The sequence below is a fragment of the Hydrogenobacter thermophilus TK-6 genome, from assembly GCF_000010785.1.
GTDB classification, from domain to species: Bacteria; Aquificota; Aquificia; order Aquificales; family Aquificaceae; genus Hydrogenobacter; species Hydrogenobacter thermophilus.
Genome location: NC_013799.1, coordinates 945,878 through 967,153, shown reverse-complemented (window position 1 = coordinate 967,153; position 21,276 = coordinate 945,878). Strand labels below are relative to the sequence as shown.

Genomic DNA, 21,276 nt, shown 5'->3' with positions numbered 1-21,276 from the left:
CCCCGGAACTCCAAACAATTTTATTCATTTTCCATTGCCTTTTTATCCTCATACATGCGTCCGATAGATACTTTGACAAGCTCTTCAAAACTTTTACCGTCCTTCGGATAGATAGCGTAGCCTATGTTGGCTCTTACTTGAATGCCTTCAGCGTCAAAGTTGAGGCTCTCCCTGAGCCTCTCTATGACTGAGTTTATTCTATCCTCTTTGACATCCTTGAGTACCACAAGAAACTCATCACCCCCGTACCTTACCACAAAGTCATCAGACCTTACGCTTTTCCTCAGCCTCTGACCTACTTCAGCCAAAACACGGTCTCCCACCGTATGACCGTAAGCGTCGTTAACCTTTTTGAAGTTGAACATATCTATAAATACTACACAGTAGTTTATACCAAGGGTTTCGTAATGCCTGAGCTCTTTCTTCAAAATGTCTTCTAAGAAGGTCCTGTTGTTTACCTTGGTGAGCTGGTCTGTATAAGCCTTGTTGGCAAGAGCCCTTACTGTTCTGGTTATAGAAAGACCGTAAAAGAAGGCTACAGAGATGAGCAGGTAGCTGTAAAAGAGCAAGAGGATGCTTATGGGTTTTTGATTAAAAAAGCCTACAACTGCCTGTAGCAAAAAGGATACGCTGAAAATGGCAGAAAGCTTCTTTGCTATGGAGCTTTTAAAACCAAGGGCAAAGGAGGCAAAAAGCACTCCAAAACCAAGAGCCAAGTACTGGTCATATGTCATCTATGTCCTCACCCCTTAAAAGTCTCTGAGCGTAGTTTACCACCGCCAGCACCATAAACCAAAGAGCATGGTGGTCCGTGTTGTCAAACTCCTCCTTTACATAAACTGTCCCGTCTTCCTTCTCTACCAGCCTTACATACTCAAAAGCCTTCTGGGCAAGAGCTTTGTTTTTTACCTTTTGAAGTATCTTCTGTTTTATCTCCTCTGGCAGAGGTCTTTCCACCATTTCCCACCTCCACAGCTGTAAAAAAAAGGGGACTAAGTCCTAAATATAGCCTTCCCAGCTTAAAAAGGTATCTATAGCTGTAAATTACATAAACGCCTGTGGGAAGCTTTGCAAAAGCACAGCTACCATCAAAGCACAGCTCCTGTGCTCCCTGAAGGAACACCAGCGTGTTTTCGTAAGGTGTTTGAATGTATAGGTCTTTCCCCTCCACCCACACAAAGGAGGGCTTGTCGCAGAAAGACACCACTGACAAGTTTTTCTTTACAGCATCAATAAAGTCCTTTGAGTTTTCCACTTTTCTGTCTGAGAGCAGGAAGTTTCTCATTAAAGCAAAGGAGTGCCTGTAGTGTGGAAATAAGAACCTCAATCCAACCTCCCTTATGTATATTTTAACATGATGGTCAAGCCCACCTACTACTGGATTTTCCCATCCATCTTTTATGTACCTTTCCGCGATGTTCTCAAGGTCTATAACCTTCCGCAATAGAGCCAGCGCTCTTTCTTTCAAAAAGGGGTAAAGAAACAAAGCGGGAATCAAAAACAGAAAGAGCCTGAACTTGCTCTCCAAAAGGGCATCTTTTAAGTCTATCGCTTCCACAAAGTAGTTTTTATCTCTGCTTAGCTTCCACCTGTACTTTTCTTTAAAAGGGTGGGCTATCACCTTAAGACCATCCACTTCTATAAGGTCGCCGAGTATCTCTCCTCTTTCACCGTTTATCTTCCTTTCAATACCTGCCAGCAGTCTGTCGCTGCTTAAAAAATTCTTTATGGTATCGTTGTCGTGGTCTGTGACTATGACAAAGTCTATGTCCTGGGCCTGCATGCTTGCAATTACATCTTCAGGCTTGCCAAGAGAGTCGTAGGAAAACTGGGTATGCAGGTGAAACTCGTAAGAGTAAACGTAAAAATCTGGCAGGGAGTAAGCCGGTGTTAACTTTCTAGCTTTTGCCCACCTGAAGGGATAAAGCACAAGAAAACCTATGTATAGTAAGGTAAAGCCTACAAAAAACCAGCTCATAATAGGTTCATCTTCTCCCTCACCTCTTCTAAGGTTTTTGATGCTATCTGCCTTGCCTTTTTTGAGCCTTCCTCAAATATGTCTATGAGTTGGTCTATGTCCTTTCTGAGGCTTTCTCTTCTTTCTCTTATGGGTTCAAGAAATCTTTCTAGTCCCTCAAACATGATTCTTTTACACTCTACACAGCCAAGCTTTCCGCTTCTGCAGTCCCTTTCTATTTCATAAACCTTCTCCTCATATGTAAAGAGCTTGTGGTACATAAAGACGGGGCATATTTCGGGTCTTCCGGGGTCTCCCTTTCTGAGCTTTTGGGGGTCTGTGAAGAACCTCATGACTTTCTGCTGAACTTCCTCTTTTGTGTCCGCAAAGTATATGGCGTTGTTGTAGGACTTGCTCATCTTTCTTCCATCTATGCCTACAAGCTTTGGTGTTTCGGTGAGGATTGCCTGAGGCTCTGGGAAAGTCTCACCATAAAGGTGGTTGAACCTTCTGGCTATCTCCCTGGTTAGCTCTATGTGGGGAAGCTGATCTTCTCCCACCGGCACCGCGCTGGCTTTGTATATGAGTATGTCCACCGCCTGAAGCACAGGATATCCAAGAAAGCCGTAAGTATCAGTATCGTAAAAGTCCCTCTTGGAGACATTAAGCTCTTTTAGCACATCACTTTCCATGTACCCTTCAAAAACAGCTCTGATAAAAGTGTCCGAAAGGTCATCAAGAATCAGTTCCTCAAGGGCTTCAAAGTCCTCCACCTTGTAAGGCAGTTTTGCTAAGAACTCCCTCACCAGGTCCCTTGTGCCACCTTTAAACTGTAGCTCAAGGTCCTGAATCCTCAAAAGGTTGTACTTGGTATCTTTGTAAGTGGGGTTCCACTCCAGCCAGCTCTTTGGCGTTATCATGCTAAAGAGTAAAAAAAGCTCCGCGTGCTGCTTCACTCTGGACTGTATGAAGAGGAGACTCTTTTTTGGGTCTATGCCTAAAGCTATCCAGTCCAGCATGACTTCTTTTATGTTTTGCTGAAGCTCGGAGGTTTTTTTGTAAGCTGTGGTAAGAGCGTGCCAGTCAGCTATAAAAAATATGGTCTCGTGCTCTTCCTGAAGACTTATCCAGTTTTTGACCACCCCAAAGTAATGCCCCAGGTGTAGCCTGCCTGTGGGTCTCATACCGCTGATAACTCTCATAGCTTCCTCCACTTGGTTCCCGCCGGGGTATCTTCCAAAACTATTCCCACCTCTTTCAACCTGTCCCTTATGTAGTCCGCTATCTTAAACACCTTTTCTGCCCTTGCCTGATTTCTTACATCAACCAGTATATCTATGAGTCTTTCGTCCAGGACCTGCCCCGCCTCCAGCTCCCTTCTTACCACTTCCCTTACTGGCTTCTCTGGATATATGTCTTCAAAGAGTCCAAATATACCCCTCATGTGCCTGAGAATGGAAGACACTGCAAACTCGTAAGCGGAAAGATCTTGCCTGCTTATCCTTCTTTCGGAGATAGCTCTGCTTTTGACCTTGCCAAGCTCCCCCACAAGAGCGAATATGTGGGAGAGTGCTGAGGGTGTGTTAAAGTCTTCGCTGAGGTCCTCAAAAAAGGCCTCCTCCGCCTCTTTTACCTTTTCATAGAGCTGGCTTATTTTATTTTCTTCAACTACCTGAAGATTTTTTAGCATATCAAGGTCTTCTATGGCATGTCTTATTCTCTCGTAGGCTCTTTTTGCCTCTTCCATCTTCTCCCAGGAAAAGTCAAGGGGGCTCCTGTAGTGGGTGAAAAGCACCAGAAGTCTTAAAACATCCGGGTGATATCTTCTGTAGACTTCTCTCAAGGTCACATAGTTTCCAAGGGATTTGGACATTTTCTGTCCACCCACTGTGACAAGCCCATTGTGCATCCAGTATCTGGCAAAGGGTTTTCCCGTGAGCGCTTCCGCCTGAGCTATTTCGTTCTCGTGATGGGGAAAGACAAGGTCCAGTCCACCACCGTGTATATCTATGGTTTTCCCCAGATGTTTGAAGACCATAGCAACACACTCGGTGTGCCATCCCGGTCTTCCAAGCCCCCATGGGCTTTCCCACGCAGGTTCTCCCGCCTTTGCAGACTTCCACAGAGCAAAGTCCAGAGGGTCTCTTTTCTTTTCGGAAGGTTCTACCCTTGCCCCCACCTCCAGCTCCTCTGTGCTTCTCTTGGAGAGCTTGCCGTACTCGGGGAAAGCTTTTACAGAAAAGTAAACATCTCCCCCCGACTCGTAAGCGTATCCTTTCTCCACAAGACCCTTTATTACATCAATGATCTCCTGCAGATGCTCTGTAACCCTTGGCTCTACATCTGCAGGTTTAACTTTTATGCTCTCCATATCTATGTAGTAGCTAGCTATGTATCTGTTGGCTATGGTCATAAAGTCGGTGTTTTCTTCTTTGGCTCTGTTTATGATCTTGTCATCCACATCGGTGAAGTTTCTGACAAACTTAACCTTGTAGCCCAGATGCTCCAAGTATCTTCTGAAAACATCAAACACTATAAGACTTCTACCGTGACCTACGTGCGAGTCATCGTATACTGTGACACCGCATGTATATATATATACCTTTGGAGGGTTGAGGGGAACAAACTCCTCCACCTTTCCGCTAAGAGTGTTGTATATTTTCAGGCTCATAGAGATATATTCTAAACTATAATTTTACTGACTATATATGCCTACCTAACCTGAGTTATAATGTTTATCCATGAAAAGGGGTTTTACGCTTATTGAGATCCTAATAGTGGTTATTATCATAGGACTTCTTGCTGCACTGGTAGCCCCCAGACTTGTTGGTAAGTTGACAGAATCTAAGGAGAAAATAGCAAGGCAGCAGATAGCCATGCTTTCCACAGCTGTTGAGCTGTTCAGAGCAGATGTAGGTAGGTATCCCACAACACAGGAAGGCTTAGAGGCTTTAATAAAAAAACCTGAGGGAGTTCCTGAGAATCTCTGGAAGGGTCCTTACATTAAAGGCAACAAACTTCCTCTTGACCCCTGGGGAAATCCCTATCACTACTTTGGTCCTGACGATCCAAAAACCAAAGAGAAGGGTGTGGACTTTATCATAATGTCTTACGGTTCTGACGGTAAAGAAGGTGGGGAAGGTGAGGCTAAGGACATATCCAACGCAGATTGATACATGAAACTTTTCATAAATGCAACCCACTTTTACAACGCGCCAAGTGGTTTAGGAGTATACACCCAAAACATAGTCAAAGCTTTGCTAAACAAGTATAAAAATGTAAAAGTTTTTACTGGTAATAAAGATGTTGGAGCGTATGGCTATTGTTCTATTGTAATAACGCCCAAGTGCATAAACCCAAGAAGAGGCACTTCTGGCCATATATTGCGTATCCTTTGGGAGCAAAGTTATCTTTGGTTGATTACGCTTAAAGAAAAGCCGGATATACTCTTTTCAACAGTTCACGAAGGTGTTGCCCTTCCAATAAGCGGAACGAAACAGATAATAACTATACACGACCTTATTGCTATCAAATTTCCTCACTATTTTAAGAGATTGAAGTATTACTTTATTCACTTCCTACCGATAATTATAAAAAACTCTCGTGCTTTAATATGCGTATCAGAAAGCACAAAAAGGGACCTTTTTAATCACTATAAGCTGAAAGATAAATCCGTTTATGTAATATACCCAGGTTATGATAGAAGTATTTTCTTTCCAAGAGAAAAAAAGCTCTTCAAAGACTTGGGGAGATATTTTCTATTTGTGGGAGATATGAGACCTCACAAAAATCTTGATAGGCTAATTCAAGCAGTGGGTGAGTTAAAGCAATACAATTTCAAACTTTTAATAGCAGGGAAAAAGGACAAGCGTTTCTACCCGGCTCTCTCTAATAAGGTGAAAGAGTATGGTCTGGAAGGTAAAGTGGTATTTTTGGATTATGTACCTACAGAAGAGCTTCCATACCTTTACTCACGTGCCGAGGCGCTTGTGTTTCCATCCCTTTACGAAGGTTTTGGTCTTCCGTTAATTGAAGCTATGGCTTGTGGTTGTCCTGTTATAACCTCTGACATTCCTCCCTTGAGGGAAGTATGCGGCGAAAGTGCATATTATGTAAATCCTTACCATAAGGATAGCATAGCAGAAGGTATTTATCGTTTGTTTATGGACCACACACTCAAAAGCAAACTCGCTACTATGGGCATTGAGCGGGCAAAGATGTTTTCTTGGGAAAGGTCGGCGGATGAGCATGTAAGGGTCTTTGAAGAGATCACGAGAGGACACTATCAACAAAAGCCATAAACTTCTTTCTGAAAACCTCTTTACTAAATCTTTCTGCGTTAGCTCTTATGGATTTTGGCATAAAGCTCTCTTCCAACCTTTCAAACCTGTCTATAGCCTTTAGAAGCTCCTCTGGAGTTTGCTTCCAAAAAAGTATGCCCGTTTTTTCGTTTATAACCACCTCACTGGCACCACCCTTTCCGTAAGCTATAACAGGTATTCCGCAAGCTTGAGCCTCCACCATGGCTATACCAAAATCCTCCTCCGCCATGTAAACAAATGCCCTTGCTTTTTCAAGGTAAGACCTCAGATGAACACGACTTAAACGACCGAGAAATTCCACATTTTTACCTGCCATCCTTTTTAGCCTCTCGTAATCCGGCCCGTCCCCTACCACCAAAAGTTTCTTATCCTTCCTTAATGAAAAGGCACCCACTATAATGTCCATCCTCTTGTAAGGCACAAGCCTTGATACGGTAATGTAATAGTCCTCTCTTTTTTCGTTTATGCTGAAAAAGTCCGTATCTACAGGTGGATATATGACCTCCGCAGTTCTCCCATAGGTCTTCTTTATTCTTTCTGCCACGGATTGTGAATTGGCAACAAAGTGGTCAACCCTTTGGGAACTTGTGTAATCCCACATCCTTATGTAATGAAATATAAGCTTTGCAATAAATCCTTTCATGCCTTTATCAAGATTTAACTGTTTTATGTATTGATGGTAAAGGTCCCAGGCATACCTCATGGGCGTGTGGCAGTAGCATATGTGCGTTTGTCGTGAGTGCTTGAGTACACCCTTGGCTACAGCATGTGAGGAAGAAATTATCAAATCAAACTCAGAAAGGTCAAACTGCTCTATAGCCAATGGGAAAAGAGGTAAATAGTATCTGTAATACTTTTTGGACATGGGGAGCTTCTGTATGAAAGATGTATGAACCTCAGCATTTTTTAGCCAACTTTCAGAAAAATTCACACTGTCGTATAAAAGCGTGTATATGGGTGAAGGATAAAGTTTGTATATTTCTTCCAGCACCAGCTCCGCCCCACCCTGAGATATCAGCCAATCGTGAACTATAACACTTTTCATGATAATATAATATCAAAAGAATTTCACATGTATACATAAAGTGCTTGTTTTACAAAGCTTTAAAGTAATATGATTTAAATCATATAACTTCCAGAAAAGCCTTGAAAGACAAAGCTTATAAATATATCGTCTGTTAATATAATGTCAATTGGTAAAATTCTTGATGGAGTAAGGTAGAAGCAGAATTTCACATATCCAAAAAAAGTTTCGTAAAATCAATAACTTATTGACCAAGAATTTCACATGGACACTCACATTTACTCACATCCCTTCAGCCATGTAAAGGGGTATGGTTCATAAGTCTTTGAAATTACGAAATTTTTTGAAAAAGAATTTCACATGTTTAAAGTTGTTGAAGGACAAGCTTCAGAGAAGAATTTCACAGTCTAATTTATAAGTTATTGATCTTACGATACAATTTTTAATAAACTTCGCCTTACAAAATCAAGCACTTCAGACATGAGATGTGAAATTGTGAGTGTGATGCATAAGTCTTTGATTTTACGGTACAATTTTTCATGAAGCAGATCCTACAGAATCAACGATTTTAAGTATGGGGTGTGAAATTCTTTTGGGGAAACTCAAGATTATCAAGGATTTGAATGCTTAGCGGTTTTTAGGGGGGGTCTATTATTATTATTTATAAAAAAAGAAAAGATCAATAAGGAGAGAATAATGAAAATATATAGGCTTGGAAGAGTAAAAAATCTCAGGTCCATCACCACCTTTCACGCTATGGCACGTTTGGGATACACCGGGTTGGTAATTACGGAGCCAGAAGATACTTACATTAGTATAGGCTACTTTGATAGGCTGGAGGACATAATAGACTACGAAAAGTGTAGAAAGCTGAACATACCTGTCATAAGGCGAGAAGTTGGAGGAGGGGCGGTTCTTCTGTCGGAGGGGCAAGTTTTCTACCAGCTTATACTGCCAAAGCGCCTGGTACCTTTTAAGGTAGAGGATGCCTATAAGAAGTTTTCCAAGGCTGTCATAGAGACTTATAAAAAACTTGGTATAGAAGTGTTTTACAGACCAATTAACGACCTGGTTTTGAAGAGCGGTAAAAAAATAAGTGGTCAAGGAGCTGCAGATATAGGCAATTTTTTTGTCTTTGTAGGTAATGTGCTTTTAAGGTTTGACACAAAGCTTATGGCTGAACTTTTTAAGGTTCAGGAGGAGAAGTTTAGGGATAAGATTTACAAAAGTCTTGAGGAAAACATAAGCTGGGTGGAGAGAGAAACCGGCAGAAGCTTCTCCTATAAGGAAGTGGAAAGCATACTGGTAGAAGAGTTTTCTAAGGTGGTGGATTTTGAAGGTGAGGGAGAAATAGGGGAGGATGTTTTTGAGCTTGCGGATAAACTCATGAAGGATATGACTTCACCGGAGGTTCTCTTTGAAGATACTGGAAGAAAGCATGCTTTTATAAAACTGCGGGAAGGTGTGTATATACGGAACGCAGTAAGAAAGGCAAAAGGTGGGCTTCTTAAATGCGAGGTTTATCTGGTAGATGGGAAGATAGATAGGGTAAAAATTTACGGGGATTTTACTTTGGTGCCTAAGGATGCTCTTGGAGACTTTGAAAGCTCTCTTAAGGGTCTTGGATTGGAAGAGGTGGATAAGAAGGTTAGGGAGTTTTTGGAAAAGGTGGACATGCCAGGTGTTGAAGCAAAGGACCTCATTTACCTGCTTACAGGAGGGGAGTCTTAATTCTTCTAAAACCTTTTATATAAAACTTGACAAAAGATAACTAAAGTTATATCTTAAAGAAAAAATCCTGCGGAGGTGAAAAGATGGCTGAGAAGATACTTGGTATTGACTTGGGAACTACCAATTCTGTGGTGGCGGTTATGATGGGAGATGAGCCTGTGGTTATAGCAAATCAGGAGGGGTCAAGATTAACTCCTTCTGTAGTTTCATGGACAAAAGAGAAGGATGTGCTGGTAGGTGAGCCTGCCAAAAGGCGTGCCATACTTGACCCAGAAAATACCATATACGAATCCAAAAGATTCATAGGTAGGAAGTTTGATGAGGTAAGGGAAGAGGCCAAAAGGGTGTCCTACAAGGTGGTGGCAGATGACAAGGGAGATGCAAGCTTTGATGTTCCAAATGCTGGCAGGCTTATAAGACCCGAAGAGGTGGGTGCTCATGTACTCAAAAAGCTAAAGGAAGCAGCCGAGGCATACTTGGGTGAGAAGATCACAAAAGCGGTCATCACAGTGCCTGCCTACTTTAACGAAAGGCAAAGACAAGCTACAAAGGACGCCGGAAAAATAGCCGGACTTGAAGTGCTAAGGATTTTAAACGAGCCTACTGCTGCTGCGCTTGCCTATGGACTTGACAAGAAGGAAAATGTCAAAATACTGGTTTACGACTTTGGCGGTGGGACTTTTGATGTTTCTATACTGGAGGGTGGAGAGGGTGTTATTGAAGTCAAAGCTACCGCAGGAGATACTCACTTGGGTGGTGCTAACATAGACGAGCGCATAATGGAGTGGCTCATAGAGGAGTTTAAGAAGGATACGGGTATAGACCTCAGAAAAGACAGAACGGCTTTGCAGAGACTCAAGGAAGCTTCTGAACAGGCAAAGAAGGAGCTATCCTTTAAGCTGGAAACGGAGATAAACCTACCCTTCATCACCATAGACCCTTCCACCAACCAGCCTACGCACCTTCAAAAAACACTCACAAGAGCAAGACTTGAAGAGATGATAAAGGACCTTGTCAACAGGACCATGGAGATAGTCAGGCGCGCTCTTGAAGATGCCAAGCTAAGACCACAGGACATAGATGACGTGGTGCTGGTGGGTGGGTCTACAAGGATACCGCTGGTTCAGCAAAAGATAAGGGAGTTCTTCGGCAAGGAGCCTCACAAAGGTGTAAATCCTGACGAAGTTGTGGCTGTTGGTGCTGCAATACAGGCTGGCGTTCTCTCGGGAGAGGTTAAAGAGATACTTCTTGTGGATGTAACACCACTATCGCTGGGAGTGGAAACCTACGGCGGTGTGATGACAGTGCTAATTCCCAGAAACACACCCATACCTTACAGGAAGTGCGAGACCTTCACTACAGCTGCTGATTATCAAACAGAGGTAGAGATACATGTCCTTCAGGGTGAAAGACCTCTGGCAAAAGATAACAAATCTCTGGGTAAGTTTTATCTTACTGGTATTCCTCCGGCTCCAAGAGGCGTGCCTAAGATAGAGGTATGCTTTGACATAGATGTGGACGGGATACTTCATGTAACTGCCAGAGATTTAGGTACAGGCAAAGAACAATCCATAAGAGTTCAGGCATCTTCTGGTCTTACGCAGGAGGAGATAGACAGGATGATAAAGGAGGCACAGCTCCACGAGGAAGAGGATAAAAAGAAGAAGGAGCTGGTAGAAGCTAAGAACCAGCTTGATCAATACATATACAATCTTGAAAAGGTGCTAAAGGAAAACAGAGATAAGTTGCCTGCTGACCTTCTGTCAGAAGTTGAAAACACCATAGAGGAAGCCAAAAAGGTTATCAGCACAGCGCAAGATGCCCAAGAGGTAAGAAAAGCTATAGAGAAGGTGCTTGAAGCCTCTTCCAAGATAGGCAGTAAAATATACGAGTCCGCAGGTAAGAAAGATAGTGCTGAAGGTGGTGATGTGATAGAGGGAAAGCCCCTTTAATGGCTTTCCCCTTTTTCTTATAAAGATGTTATCATATCATACATGCGGGAGTATGTTCCTAAGGATATAGAGGAAAAGTGGCAAAGAGTCTGGGAGGAGCTTGAGCTTTTCAAGGCTCATGATGAAGGGAAAAAGGTCTATGTGCTGGAGATGTTTCCCTACCCATCTGGAAGGATACACATGGGCCATGTGAGAAATTACACCATAGGTGATGTGGTGGCAAGGTTTTTGAGATTTAAAGGGTACCGTGTGCTTCATCCTATGGGATGGGATGCTTTTGGTCTTCCAGCTGAGAATGCAGCCATAAAGCAAGGCATTCATCCAGCTGACTGGACTTACAAAAACATAGCGTACATGAAAAATCAGCTCAAAAGGCTTGGCTTTTCCTACGATTGGGACAGGGAGATAGCCACATGTGACCCCGAGTATTACCGATGGAACCAGTGGATATTCTTAAAGTTTTATGAGAGGGGATTGGCATACAGGAAGCTTGCAGAGGTAAATTGGTGCCCCAATGATGAGACGGTATTAGCCAACGAGCAGGTTATAGATGGGAGATGTTGGAGGTGTGGAACTCCAGTAATCAAAAAAGAAGTGCCATCTTGGTATCTTAAAATCACCCATTACGCAGATAGACTTCTTGAGGACCTTAAACTTTTAGAAGGAAAGTGGCCAGAAAGGGTGATATCTCAGCAGAGAAACTGGATAGGAAGGTCAGAGGGTGCCATAATAAAGTTTTATGCTGACGATACTGCTGTAGATGTTTTTACAACAAGACCTGACACTGTTTTTGGCGCAACATTCCTGGTGCTTGCTCCAGAGCATCCACTCACACTAAGCCTGGCAGAGAAGGGAGGAAAAATCAAAGAGGTGCTTCCTTTTGTAGAGAGGATAAGAAGCATACCTCCCAAAGAGAGAGGAAAGGAGGAGCAAAAGGAAGGCGTTTTCTTGGGGGTTTATGCTGTAAATCCAGCCAATGGTGAAAAAATACCTGTATGGAGTGCCAACTATGTCCTTTATGAGTACGGCACAGGTGCCATAATGGCAGTCCCAGCACACGACCAGAGGGATTACGAATTTGCTATAAAGTATAACCTCCCCATTAAACAGGTTATTTCTCCCTACGAAGGAAAGCTACCCACAGATAGAGCATACGAAGGCGAAGGCGTGCTTATAAACTCAGGACCATTTGATGGGCTTAGCTCTACAGAAGCTAAAAAGGTTATAACCTCATGGCTCAAAGACAGAGGACATGGTGATTTTAAGATAACATACAGGCTAAAGGATTGGAACATATCAAGGCAGAGATACTGGGGCACCCCTATACCTATAATTTACTGCAAAAGGTGTGGTACGGTGCCAGTTCCTGAGGAAGACCTGCCTGTTTTGCTCCCTAAGGATGTTAAAATAACTGGCCACGGAAACCCGTTGGAAAGCGTTGAGGAGTTTGTAAATACCACATGTCCTAAGTGCGGTGGTCCTGCAAGGCGCGAAACGGATACTATGGATACTTTTTTTGACTCCTCTTGGTACTTTTTAAGATACTGCGACCCCAAAAACGAAAGCTTACCCTTTGACTACCAAAAGGCAAGCTTTTGGATGCCGGTTGACATTTACATAGGTGGTATAGAGCATGCAGTCCTTCACCTTCTTTATGCCAGATTCTTCCAGAAGTTTTTAAAAGACCTAAATCTTGTTAAAGATGAAGAACCCTTTTTGAACCTCATCACTCAAGGTATGGTGTTAAGAAGATGGGTCAGCATAGAATCCTACCTCTCTTACCTTGGTCTTACAGAAGAGGATAGCTCGGATAAACTTTTGGAAAATATCAGCAAGGAGGTGAAGAATGTCCAAGGAGTTTGAGATAGGTTTAAGTTTAATAAGAAAAGTCATGCCGGAGCTTGAGGCTCTTCTTAACGCTCAGGACAAGCTTTCGGCAAGGAAGATGGTAAACGCTCTCTTCCATCCAATAACAGCCTCAGCTTATCAGATCAGAGTTGGGAGCGGTCCCAGGAAAGACGAACTTTTGAAGGTGCTTACGCCTCTTGTAAGCCAGATGAGGGAGCTTTCTGACCTTGAAGCCCTTAAAGAGTCAGTAAGGAAACTTTTAGAAGTTCTAAAAGACATAGAGGAAGAGCTATCCGCTACGCAGGAACAGAAAAATGTCTGAAGGCATAACTATAAGACACCTTTTTAAGAAGAAGAAGGAGGGGCAGAAAATCACAATGGTTTCAACATACGATTATATATCCGCCAAGCTGTGTGATGAAGTAGGTATAGACTGTGTTTTGGTGGGAGATTCCCTTGGTATGGTGTTTCAGGGCTATGAGTCCACTCTTCCGGTTAGCCTTGATGAGATGATTTACCATACAAAAGCTGTAAAGAGAGGTATAAAAAGGGCTTTTTTGATAGTTGATATGCCTTTTATGAGCTATCAGGTGAGTCTTGAGGAAGCTATTCGTAACTGTGGAAGGGTGATGAAGGAAACGGGAGCAAATGCTGTGAAGCTAGAGGGCGGGGAAGAGCTGGCAGAACTAACTTACAGGCTTGTAAATATTGGCATTCCTGTTGTGGGGCACCTGGGCTTTACTCCTCAAAGCGTTCATGCTTTGGGGGGCTACAGGGTAGTTGGAAAAAAGGAGGAAGAGCAAGAGAGGGTCAAAAGGAGTTTTAAAGCCTTGGAGGATGCAGGAGCTTTTATGATAGTTTTGGAGAGCGTGCCTTCTTCTCTTGCAAGGGAGATAACACAGGCATCAAAGAGTATAACCATAGGTATAGGGGCAGGTCCTTACTGTGATGGTCAGGTGCTTGTTTTTCATGACCTGGTGGGTCTGGTGGAAGATATAAAGCCTAAGTTTGTAAAAAGGTATGTGGAAGGAGCTAAGATATTCAGGGATGCTTTAAGAAGGTACAAGGAAGAGGTAGAAAGGGGAATTTTCCCTTCAGAGGAAGAGAGTTATGGATGAGGCAAAGCTTTTAGAACTTTTTGTGAGGCTTGGCTACATTACAAAAGAGCAGGCAAAGCAAGCTTATACGGAGAAACAAAAGGACGAAGATATCATAACTACCTTGATAAGGCTTGGCTTTTTGGATGATGCTAAGCTGGCAGACTTTTACTCCAGAAACATGCCTCAAAGATTCTGGAAGGACAGCCTGGAGGATGTAAATATACCTGAGCAGGTGCTCAAAGAACTTCCGGAAAAACTGCTGAGAAAGTACTACATAGCACCGGTAAAGTATGAAGATGGAAAACTCACAGTAGTTACGGTAAATCCCTTTAATCAGTCTGCTATAAACGAGCTAAGGTTTAAAAGTAAGATAAACACCATAATACCTTACGCATCTACGAGAAAAACCGTTGAAAATATACTTAACAAACTCTATCCAACTGTTGCAAAATTCATTGAGGAGATGGAGACGGAGGAGGAAGTGGAAATTGAAAGCTTACCAATAGACCTCTCTCCGGAAGCGCTTGCTGCAGAGGCTGGGGAAGCCCCTATAGTAAAGCTTGCCAATTACTTGATTTACGAAGCCGTGAGACTTGAAGCTTCTGATATACATATAGAGCCTTACGAAAAGAAGGTAGTTGTACGATACAGGGTTGATGGTATTTTGCGTATCTTTCACGAATTTCCATTGCGTGTCAAAGACCCTCTTACTGCCAGGTACAAGATCATGTCCAACATGGATATAGCGGAGAGGAGAAAGCCTCAGGATGGCAGGATAAGGGTGAGAATCGGGGGAAAGAGGATAGACCTCAGGGTTTCCACAGTTCCCACAGTTTATGGAGAGAAAGTGGTTATGAGGATACAGGAGGCAGAAAGGTACCTGAGCGTAAAGCTTGAAGACTTAGGCTTTGAAGAGGACGATCTTGAGAAGTTTAGGAAAGCCATATGGACACCTTGGGGAATGATCTTAGTTACAGGACCTACCGGTTCTGGTAAGACTACAACTCTTTATGCCTCATTGATGGAAAGAAACACCCCGGAAGTCAACATTATGACAGCGGAGGACCCGGTGGAAGTCTCCATCCCCGGTCTTAACCAGGTGCAGGTAAACGAGCAAATAGGGCTCACCTTTGCTTCTGTGCTTAGAGCCTTCCTTAGGCAGGACCCTGATATCATCCTCATAGGTGAGATAAGAGACACAGAAACCGCAGAGATAGGTATAAGAGCTGCCTTAACTGGGCACTTAGTTTTTTCCACCTTGCACACTAACGATGCGCCTTCTTCTGTTACGAGGCTTGTTGATATGGGTATAGAGCCTTTCTTAGTAGGTTCATCTCTCATACTCATAGTTGCACAGAGACTGATAAGGAGGCTCTGTCCTGTTTGCAAGGTGGAAGCAAAGGTGCCCAAAGATGCCTTAGTCAGGATGGGCGTGTTAAAAGACACCAGCGAGGAAATAGTCATATACACTCACAGAGAAGGTGGCTGTGAAGCGTGCAACCATACTGGCTACAAAGGAAGGACCGCTGTCCACGAGATCCTTGAAATAGACGAGGAGATGAGGAAGCTCATTATAAAAGGTGCTACCTCTGAGGATATAAAGGATTTGGCTAAGAAAAAGGGTATGAGAACTCTATACGAGGCAGGTATACTCAAAGTGAGGAAGGGCATCACTTCGCTGGAGGAGGTGGCAAGGGTCCTTGCCAAGTAGATAAGTTTGCTATAATTATAAGTCTTATGAAGTACGACAGAGAGCTGGATATAAGAGGCGATGTGTGCCCCTTTACCTTTGTAAAGAGTAAGCTGGTGCTGGAACAGATGGAGAAGGGAGAGATATTGAGAGTTATAGTGGATTACAGACCATCTGCTGAGAATGTGCCAAAAAGTATGAGGGAGGAAGGGCAGGAAGTTCTTGCAGTTAATCAGATAGGCAGTTCAGAGTGGGAGATAATAGTGAGAAAGGTAAAATGAGATTTCTATTTGTTGTAACCAGTAATCCTTTTGCAAAGGACTTTAGTACATTGCTTTACTTGGTAAATGCACTATCAAAGCATGGTGAGGTGGCTATATTTTTCTCAGGCAACGGTGTGTATTATCTTACAAGACCAGAGACTAAAAAGTTTAAAGATGCGGGTGTAAGACTACTTTACTGTGCACACTCCGCACACCAGAGAGGCATACAGACCGCTTCAGACTTTTTTGAAAGTAGCTCCACTTATAACCTCTCCAAAATGCTTCCTGATTACGATAAAGTTTTGGTGTTTAATTAGCATGAGGAAGGTGGTTTTTTTACTAAAAGGGGACCCATTCTCTTGGAAAGCTCACGAGGCTTTTCGTGTGGGTATGGCGATAGGTATAAACAGTGAGGTAAGCTTCATACTTATCAAAGACGGTGTGTATGCTCTGACTCGCTGGCATCCAGATAGACTAGACATATATGGCTTTGATAAACTGCTGGAGAACATAGACTATGTTAATGTAAAGCTTTATGTAGAAGATGCATCTGCAGAAGAGAGAGGTCTGAAAGAGACGGATTTTGTAAAAGAGGTGAGCTTTATAAGCACTGAGGAGATAAAGGAACTTATAAAGGCGGCGGAGGTGGTTTTTGTATGGTGAATACTCTCTGGCTGGTTAGAAAACTTGGGGACTTCTCCTCTGACTTGGTAAACGAAGAAAGAGATGTGGTGGTGCTGCTGCAGGACGCTGTATTAAGATTTCCTACCAAAAAGGGATGGTTCCTTTGCAAGGAGGATGCACAGGCAAGGGGTGTTAAATTCCCAGAGGGCAGTGCAAAGAGTTATGAGGAGATAGCCGAGCTTATAATACAAGCCAAAAAGGTGGTAGTGTGGTAAGATGAAGTGGAAAATAACCAAGGTCTTTAACTTTGAAGCAGGGCACAGAGTGTGGAAGCAAAATCTCACACATGGAAGAGGTGCAGAGCTTACGGGAAGGGATGTTCCCCTGCAGAATAAGTGCGTAAACCTCCACGGACACAGCTATACACTTGAGGTCACATTGGGTTCTGACACCCTCAGCGAGCAGGACATGGTGATGGATTTTTATCATGTTAAAAATGCTCTAAAAGACCTTATAGATACTATGGACCACAGCTTCATAATAGATGTTAACGACCCCATGTATGAAGAGCTCAAAAGCCTAGCGGAAAAGTATGGAGCTTTTAAAATATTCCCTGTCCCCTTCTGTCCTACTGCGGAAGCTTTAGCCAAGTACTTTTATGACTTTTTGACACAGAAACTTGAGCAGGCTGGACTCTTAAAAGATGTTAAAGTGGTCAGCGTAGTCCTTTGGGAAACCAAAACATCAAAGGCGGAATACAGACCAGAATGAATCTCAAAGTAGCAGTGCCTGGTGGAAGGGTGCTTAATCTAAGCCTTGAGTTCCCTTATGAGAGCAGTCCCATAGGCTATCGTGTGCTTTTGGCAAATGGAAAAACTGGCATAGTGGTAGGGCTTTCAGAAAAAGCAGAGTTATCCATGTCTGCTGATTTTCCAGATGATAAACCTGTAGTTTTGCAGACGCATCTGGAAGCCCTAAAGGATCTTGCTAATATATACGGCTTGAACCCCTGGTCTATGGTTTTTAGTTTCCTACCTGAGGAACTAATCTGGAAGGAAGAGACATACATAGTGGTTGCAGAAAGGTCAAAGGATATGCTGGATAGCAAGAGCAGGGAGGTTGTTGAGTATGTGCGCAAAAGAAGAGGTGTGAAGGAGGTGTCTTTAAAAGATAAGTTTGGCTGGCGTCTTGTGGAGCTTCTGATAGAAAAAGGATTTTTGAAAAAGGAGAGAAGGTGGGACACACTTAGGGTAAGCACCAGAATTTTTGTGCTAAATGTGCCTTTTGAGTCCGCTTACGAAGAGTTAAAAAAGCTAAAGAAGAGAGAGGGAAAGCTTGCCATCCTTAGCTTTCTCAAAGATAGGGGCTTTGCTACAGAAGAGGAGATAAAGGAGATGGGCTTTGAATCACAGGATCTGAATTACCTTATCAGAAAAGGGATGGTGGCTGTAAAAGAGGGCGTGGATATATACACGGATAGTTATGCGGGTGTGCCCCTTGAGGATATATCTCCCAAAAAGATCCAGAAAGGTACTGTGCTTTTTGGAAGCTACGGCTTGCTCTTAGAAAGACTAAAGAGCATACTTTATGATACTTTCAAGATGGGAAGGTCGGCGCTTGTTGTGTGCAGTAGCTTATCAACCCTTTTCTCCTTAGAGAGAGTGCTTAAACCTTTCTTTGGCGACCATCTTTTGGTGATCTCTTCAAAGGAAAGCTCTAAGAAGGTTATAAAAAACTGGTTTAAAGCTCAGGAAGGTGGCAAGATAGTGCTTGGTAGCAGGCTCTCTCTACTTACACCCATAAGAGATTTGGGTCTAATAGTGCTATTTGACGATGCTGGTACAAAGCTACCCAGTGGTGTGGATGTAAGAAACTTCCTTTATGTGCTTTCTAAATACACGGGGGCAAAGTTTCTGATGGCTATACCGAGCATTGATGTATCCACCTATTATCTTATCAGAAGAAAGAAGATGGATTACGAGTGCAGTTGGAAAAGATTAAAGGTGCTGGTTCTGGAAAGGAAAGAAAAAGAGGTTATCTCCGGCGAATGTAGAAAAATCTTGGAGAACTTCCTTGACAGAAGGGTGCTTTTTTTGGTCAACAAAAAGGGCTATGGCTATGCATACTGCACAAGATGCCAGAGCCTTTGTGTATGTCCCGTCTGTGGTAGCTTCCTAACTCTTTACAAAGAAAGGGAGAGGCTTCTGTGTACCAACTGTGGTTTTAAGGGCGAGCCTGCATGCTTAGAGTGTGGCTCAAAGGTGGAAAGTTCCAGCTTTGGTGTGGAAAAGGTTATGGAAGAGGTTGAAAATCTCTTTGGCATAAGGGAAAGCTTTAGCTTTAGCACATACCCAAACCTTGGCGATGGTTATCACCTGGTTGTGGTTTTGAGTGCGGATAATTTGCTTTCCGTCCCTTTCTTTAACGCAGAGGAAGGCTTTTATAAATACCTCTGGAGGGCAAGGGCTGTGGCGGAGGACACGCTTGTAATTCAAACACTCTTTCCTAAGCATCCCCTTTTGGAGGAGTTAAGGGAGGGAGACTGGGAAGCCTACTTTCAGAGGGAGCTCCTGCGCAGAGAGGAGGAAGGTCTTCCACCTTTCTCAAAAATGCTTCTGGTGAGGTTCTCCCAAGATAGAAGAAAAGAGCTTGAAAGGATAGCTAATGAGTATAAAGTGGAGCTAAGGTGCAGAAAAACGGGAAGACTTACGGAAGCTCTGTTTAAAACCGATAAAAAGCTTATGGATAAGCTCATAAAACAGGTGAGGAGCCTTAAACCTGTGCGTCTTGAACTTCTTTGAGCAGTTTCATCACATGATACGTGTCCTTATCTCCCCTTCCCGAGAGGTTTAATATGACAATCCCACCTTTCCCTATCTCCCTTGCAAGGCTTATCACTTTGAGGATTGCGTGGGCAGGCTCTAAGGCGGGAATAATACCTTCAAGCTTTGACAGAAGTTTAAAGCCTTCCAGAGCTTCTTCATCGGTTGCATAAGTGTACTGAGCTCTCTTGCTTTCAAAGAGATAGGCATGCTCGGGACCAACTCCTGGATAATCCAAGCCTGCGGATACAGAGTGAGTAGGTAGTATCTGACCTTCTTCGTCCTGTAAAAAGTAAGACTTCATACCGTGAAGTACACCCACACTTCCACCGTTTATGGAGGCTGCATGCTTGCCTGTTTTTAAGCCTAAACCGCCGGCTTCTACCCCCACGAGCCTGACCCTTTCGTCCTCCAAAAAGGGATAGAAAATACCCATAGCGTTGGAACCTCCCCCAACACACGCAACCACCGCATCGGGTAGTCTTCCCTCCAGCTCAAGTATTTGCTCCCTCGTTTCCTCTCCTATTACCTTTTGAAAATCCCTTACCATGAGGGGAAAAGGATGGGGACCTACAACTGAACCTATAATGTAGTGAGTAGTCTCCACGTTGGTTACCCAGTCTCTCAGTGCTTCGTTTATGGCATCCTTTAAGGTTTTGCTTCCACTCTTTACAACTTTTACATCCGCACCAAGGAGTTTCATTCTAAATACATTTAGCTCCTGTCTATGCGCATCTTCCTCACCCATGTAAACTACGCAATCAAGACCCAAAAGGGCACAGACTGTTGCAGTAGCAACACCGTGCTGACCTGCCCCCGTTTCCGCTATAACTCTTCTTTTACCCATCCTCTTGGTAAGTAGCGCCTGCCCAAGAGTGTTATTTATTTTGTGGGCACCAGTGTGCAGAAGGTCCTCTCTCTTTATGTATATTTTGGCACCCCCCGCATACTCGGTCAGATTTCTGGCAAAGTATAGAGGTGTGGGTCTACCTGCGTAGGTTCTAAGGTAGTAATTTAGCTCTTCCCAAAATCTTTTGTCAGATTTTGCTTTCTTATATTCAATATCAAGCTCCTCAAGAGCGTACATAAGCGTTTCTGGAACAAATTTACCTCCAAAACTTCCAAAGTATCCCCTTTCGTCAGGTAAGTGCATAACCATATTATAATCCTTCAAGATGCGCACGCTTTATGTACTTTATCAGCTTGTCAAAAGAGACATTAAAATGTCCTTTGCGGGATCGCTGTTTGGTACCTTTTGGATGTTTTTAAACCCCCTTCTTATGATGAGCGTTTTCTACCTAATATTTCAACACATAGTCAAAGCCAAATTCCCGCAGGAGGCTACGGAAGGAGCCAGTTATACAGTTTATCTCCTTGCTGGACTTGCCTTTTGGAACGGCTTCAGTCAATCCTTAATAAGAGGCATGAATGCTATAACAGACAATGCTTACCTGCTCAAAAAAACCGCAGTACCGCCTTACCTTTTTGTGCTGGCATCCACCATAACAGGTTTTATTTCCACCTTTGTATCTCTGACATACGCCCTTTTACTCAAAGACTTTCCCTACAGTTTAAAGCATGTGCCACTTCTCTTACCTGCACTTTTGGTAGAGCTGTTCTTTGTGATGGGTGTTGCTCTCCTGCTTGGTAGTCTGTGCGTTTATGTTAGGGATATCTCTCAGATAGTTTCAACTCTGCTCAGTTTTGTCTTTTACTCTCTTCCCATCATATACCCCGTATCTTATGTGCCAGACCCTCTAAAGCCTTTTCTGGTCTTTAATCCCCTCTTTTATATGCTCAGGAACATACAGACCGCTCTGCTTAAAGGTTATATAGATGTGAGCGTTTTTTTGACTTCCTTAGTGCTATCCTGTCTATCTTTTATGCTTGGCATCTTGGTATACAAGCTTCTTAGGAGGGGTTTTTACGATGTGCTTTAACTT

At 43.2% G+C, this 21,276-nt stretch carries 22 protein-coding genes; 15 read left to right on the top strand and 7 right to left on the bottom strand.

From position 1 onward, the window contains the following. Positions 1 to 20: 20 nt before the first annotated feature. From HTH_RS05305 to cysS, 5 genes are read right to left on the bottom strand one after another with little or no spacing between them, the layout of a single operon-like run. Positions 21 to 734, bottom strand: a complete 714-nt coding sequence (locus HTH_RS05305; RefSeq protein ID WP_012963693.1) for a GGDEF domain-containing protein — start codon at positions 732 to 734, stop codon at positions 21 to 23. Then, complete coding sequence (locus HTH_RS05300; RefSeq protein WP_041309816.1) at positions 724 to 960, bottom strand: hypothetical protein; 237 nt, start codon at positions 958 to 960, stop codon at positions 724 to 726. The genes HTH_RS05305 and HTH_RS05300 overlap by 11 nt, the downstream gene beginning before the upstream one ends. Next, positions 875 to 1,978: a PHP domain-containing protein gene (locus HTH_RS05295; RefSeq protein WP_012963692.1), complete on the bottom strand. Its 1,104-nt coding sequence runs from the start codon at positions 1,976 to 1,978 to the stop codon at positions 875 to 877. The genes HTH_RS05300 and HTH_RS05295 overlap by 86 nt, the downstream gene beginning before the upstream one ends. Then, positions 1,975 to 3,159, bottom strand: coding sequence for a tryptophan--tRNA ligase (gene trpS / locus HTH_RS05290; protein WP_012963691.1), 1,185 nt, complete (start codon positions 3,157 to 3,159; stop codon positions 1,975 to 1,977). Before trpS ends, HTH_RS05295 begins: the two co-directional genes overlap by 4 nt. After that, a complete protein-coding gene (gene cysS / locus HTH_RS05285; RefSeq protein WP_012963690.1) occupies positions 3,156 to 4,628 on the bottom strand; it encodes a cysteine--tRNA ligase in 1,473 nt (490 codons plus the stop codon). The genes trpS and cysS overlap by 4 nt, the downstream gene beginning before the upstream one ends. Positions 4,629 to 4,698: 70 nt before the next feature. Between cysS and gspG the strand changes: the two genes are divergently transcribed. Next, the gene (gene gspG / locus HTH_RS05280; RefSeq protein WP_012963689.1) at positions 4,699 to 5,130 is read left to right on the top strand and encodes a type II secretion system major pseudopilin GspG; all 432 of its coding nucleotides are present in this window, start codon (positions 4,699 to 4,701) and stop codon (positions 5,128 to 5,130) included. Positions 5,131 to 5,133: 3 nt separating this feature from the next. Continuing rightward, positions 5,134 to 6,258: a glycosyltransferase family 4 protein gene (locus tag HTH_RS05275; protein WP_012963688.1), complete on the top strand. Its 1,125-nt coding sequence runs from the start codon at positions 5,134 to 5,136 to the stop codon at positions 6,256 to 6,258. Here the strand turns inward: HTH_RS05275 and HTH_RS05270 are convergent. Beyond that, complete coding sequence (locus HTH_RS05270) at positions 6,227 to 7,324, bottom strand: glycosyltransferase family 4 protein (protein WP_012963687.1); 1,098 nt, start codon at positions 7,322 to 7,324, stop codon at positions 6,227 to 6,229. The two genes, HTH_RS05275 and HTH_RS05270, sit on opposite strands and share 32 nt — an antisense overlap. Before the next feature lie 675 nt (positions 7,325 to 7,999). Here HTH_RS05270 and HTH_RS05265 point away from each other — a divergent pair. The 12 genes from HTH_RS05265 (at position 8,000) to HTH_RS05210 (ending at position 19,312) form a co-directional block, all read left to right on the top strand. Further along, the gene (locus HTH_RS05265; RefSeq protein WP_012963686.1) at positions 8,000 to 9,034 is read left to right on the top strand and encodes a lipoyl protein ligase domain-containing protein; all 1,035 of its coding nucleotides are present in this window, start codon (positions 8,000 to 8,002) and stop codon (positions 9,032 to 9,034) included. Positions 9,035 to 9,117: 83 nt separating this feature from the next. Continuing rightward, positions 9,118 to 10,986 (top strand): molecular chaperone DnaK, encoded by a 1,869-nt coding sequence (dnaK, locus tag HTH_RS05260; RefSeq protein ID WP_012963685.1) that lies wholly within the window; start codon positions 9,118 to 9,120, stop codon positions 10,984 to 10,986. A gap of 42 nt (positions 10,987 to 11,028) precedes the next feature. Then, positions 11,029 to 12,849: a leucine--tRNA ligase gene (gene leuS / locus HTH_RS05255; protein ID WP_012963684.1), complete on the top strand. Its 1,821-nt coding sequence runs from the start codon at positions 11,029 to 11,031 to the stop codon at positions 12,847 to 12,849. Continuing rightward, positions 12,833 to 13,156 carry a hypothetical protein gene (locus HTH_RS05250; RefSeq protein WP_012963683.1) on the top strand — a complete coding sequence of 108 codons (324 nt, stop codon included), beginning with the start codon at positions 12,833 to 12,835 and terminating at the stop codon, positions 13,154 to 13,156. The genes leuS and HTH_RS05250 overlap by 17 nt, the downstream gene beginning before the upstream one ends. Beyond that, the gene (panB, locus tag HTH_RS05245; protein ID WP_012963682.1) at positions 13,149 to 13,952 is read left to right on the top strand and encodes a 3-methyl-2-oxobutanoate hydroxymethyltransferase; all 804 of its coding nucleotides are present in this window, start codon (positions 13,149 to 13,151) and stop codon (positions 13,950 to 13,952) included. Before HTH_RS05250 ends, panB begins: the two co-directional genes overlap by 8 nt. Continuing rightward, positions 13,945 to 15,645 (top strand): GspE/PulE family protein, encoded by a 1,701-nt coding sequence (locus HTH_RS05240; RefSeq protein WP_012963681.1) that lies wholly within the window; start codon positions 13,945 to 13,947, stop codon positions 15,643 to 15,645. Before panB ends, HTH_RS05240 begins: the two co-directional genes overlap by 8 nt. A gap of 26 nt (positions 15,646 to 15,671) precedes the next feature. Further along, positions 15,672 to 15,905: a sulfurtransferase TusA family protein gene (locus tag HTH_RS05235; protein WP_012963680.1), complete on the top strand. Its 234-nt coding sequence runs from the start codon at positions 15,672 to 15,674 to the stop codon at positions 15,903 to 15,905. Then, a complete protein-coding gene (locus HTH_RS05230) occupies positions 15,902 to 16,204 on the top strand; it encodes a DsrE family protein (protein ID WP_012963679.1) in 303 nt (100 codons plus the stop codon). Before HTH_RS05235 ends, HTH_RS05230 begins: the two co-directional genes overlap by 4 nt. 1 nt (position 16,205) lies before the next feature. Continuing rightward, on the top strand, positions 16,206 to 16,550 hold the full coding sequence (locus HTH_RS05225; protein WP_012963678.1) for a DsrE family protein: 345 nt from the start codon (positions 16,206 to 16,208) through the stop codon (positions 16,548 to 16,550). Then, a complete protein-coding gene (locus HTH_RS05220; RefSeq protein WP_012963677.1) occupies positions 16,544 to 16,786 on the top strand; it encodes a sulfurtransferase TusB in 243 nt (80 codons plus the stop codon). Before HTH_RS05225 ends, HTH_RS05220 begins: the two co-directional genes overlap by 7 nt. A gap of 1 nt (position 16,787) precedes the next feature. After that, positions 16,788 to 17,282, top strand: coding sequence for a 6-pyruvoyl trahydropterin synthase family protein (locus tag HTH_RS05215; RefSeq protein ID WP_012963676.1), 495 nt, complete (start codon positions 16,788 to 16,790; stop codon positions 17,280 to 17,282). After that, positions 17,279 to 19,312 (top strand): primosomal protein N', encoded by a 2,034-nt coding sequence (locus HTH_RS05210; protein WP_012963675.1) that lies wholly within the window; start codon positions 17,279 to 17,281, stop codon positions 19,310 to 19,312. Before HTH_RS05215 ends, HTH_RS05210 begins: the two co-directional genes overlap by 4 nt. Here the strand turns inward: HTH_RS05210 and trpB are convergent. Next, a complete protein-coding gene (gene trpB, locus HTH_RS05205; RefSeq protein WP_012963674.1) occupies positions 19,284 to 20,492 on the bottom strand; it encodes a tryptophan synthase subunit beta in 1,209 nt (402 codons plus the stop codon). The genes HTH_RS05210 and trpB overlap by 29 nt on opposite strands. 16 nt (positions 20,493 to 20,508) lie before the next feature. Here trpB and HTH_RS05200 point away from each other — a divergent pair, with 16 nt between their 5' ends. Then, entirely contained in the window at positions 20,509 to 21,273 is a 765-nt protein-coding gene (locus HTH_RS05200) for an ABC transporter permease (RefSeq protein WP_012963673.1), read from the top strand. Positions 21,274 to 21,276 lie beyond the last annotated feature (3 nt).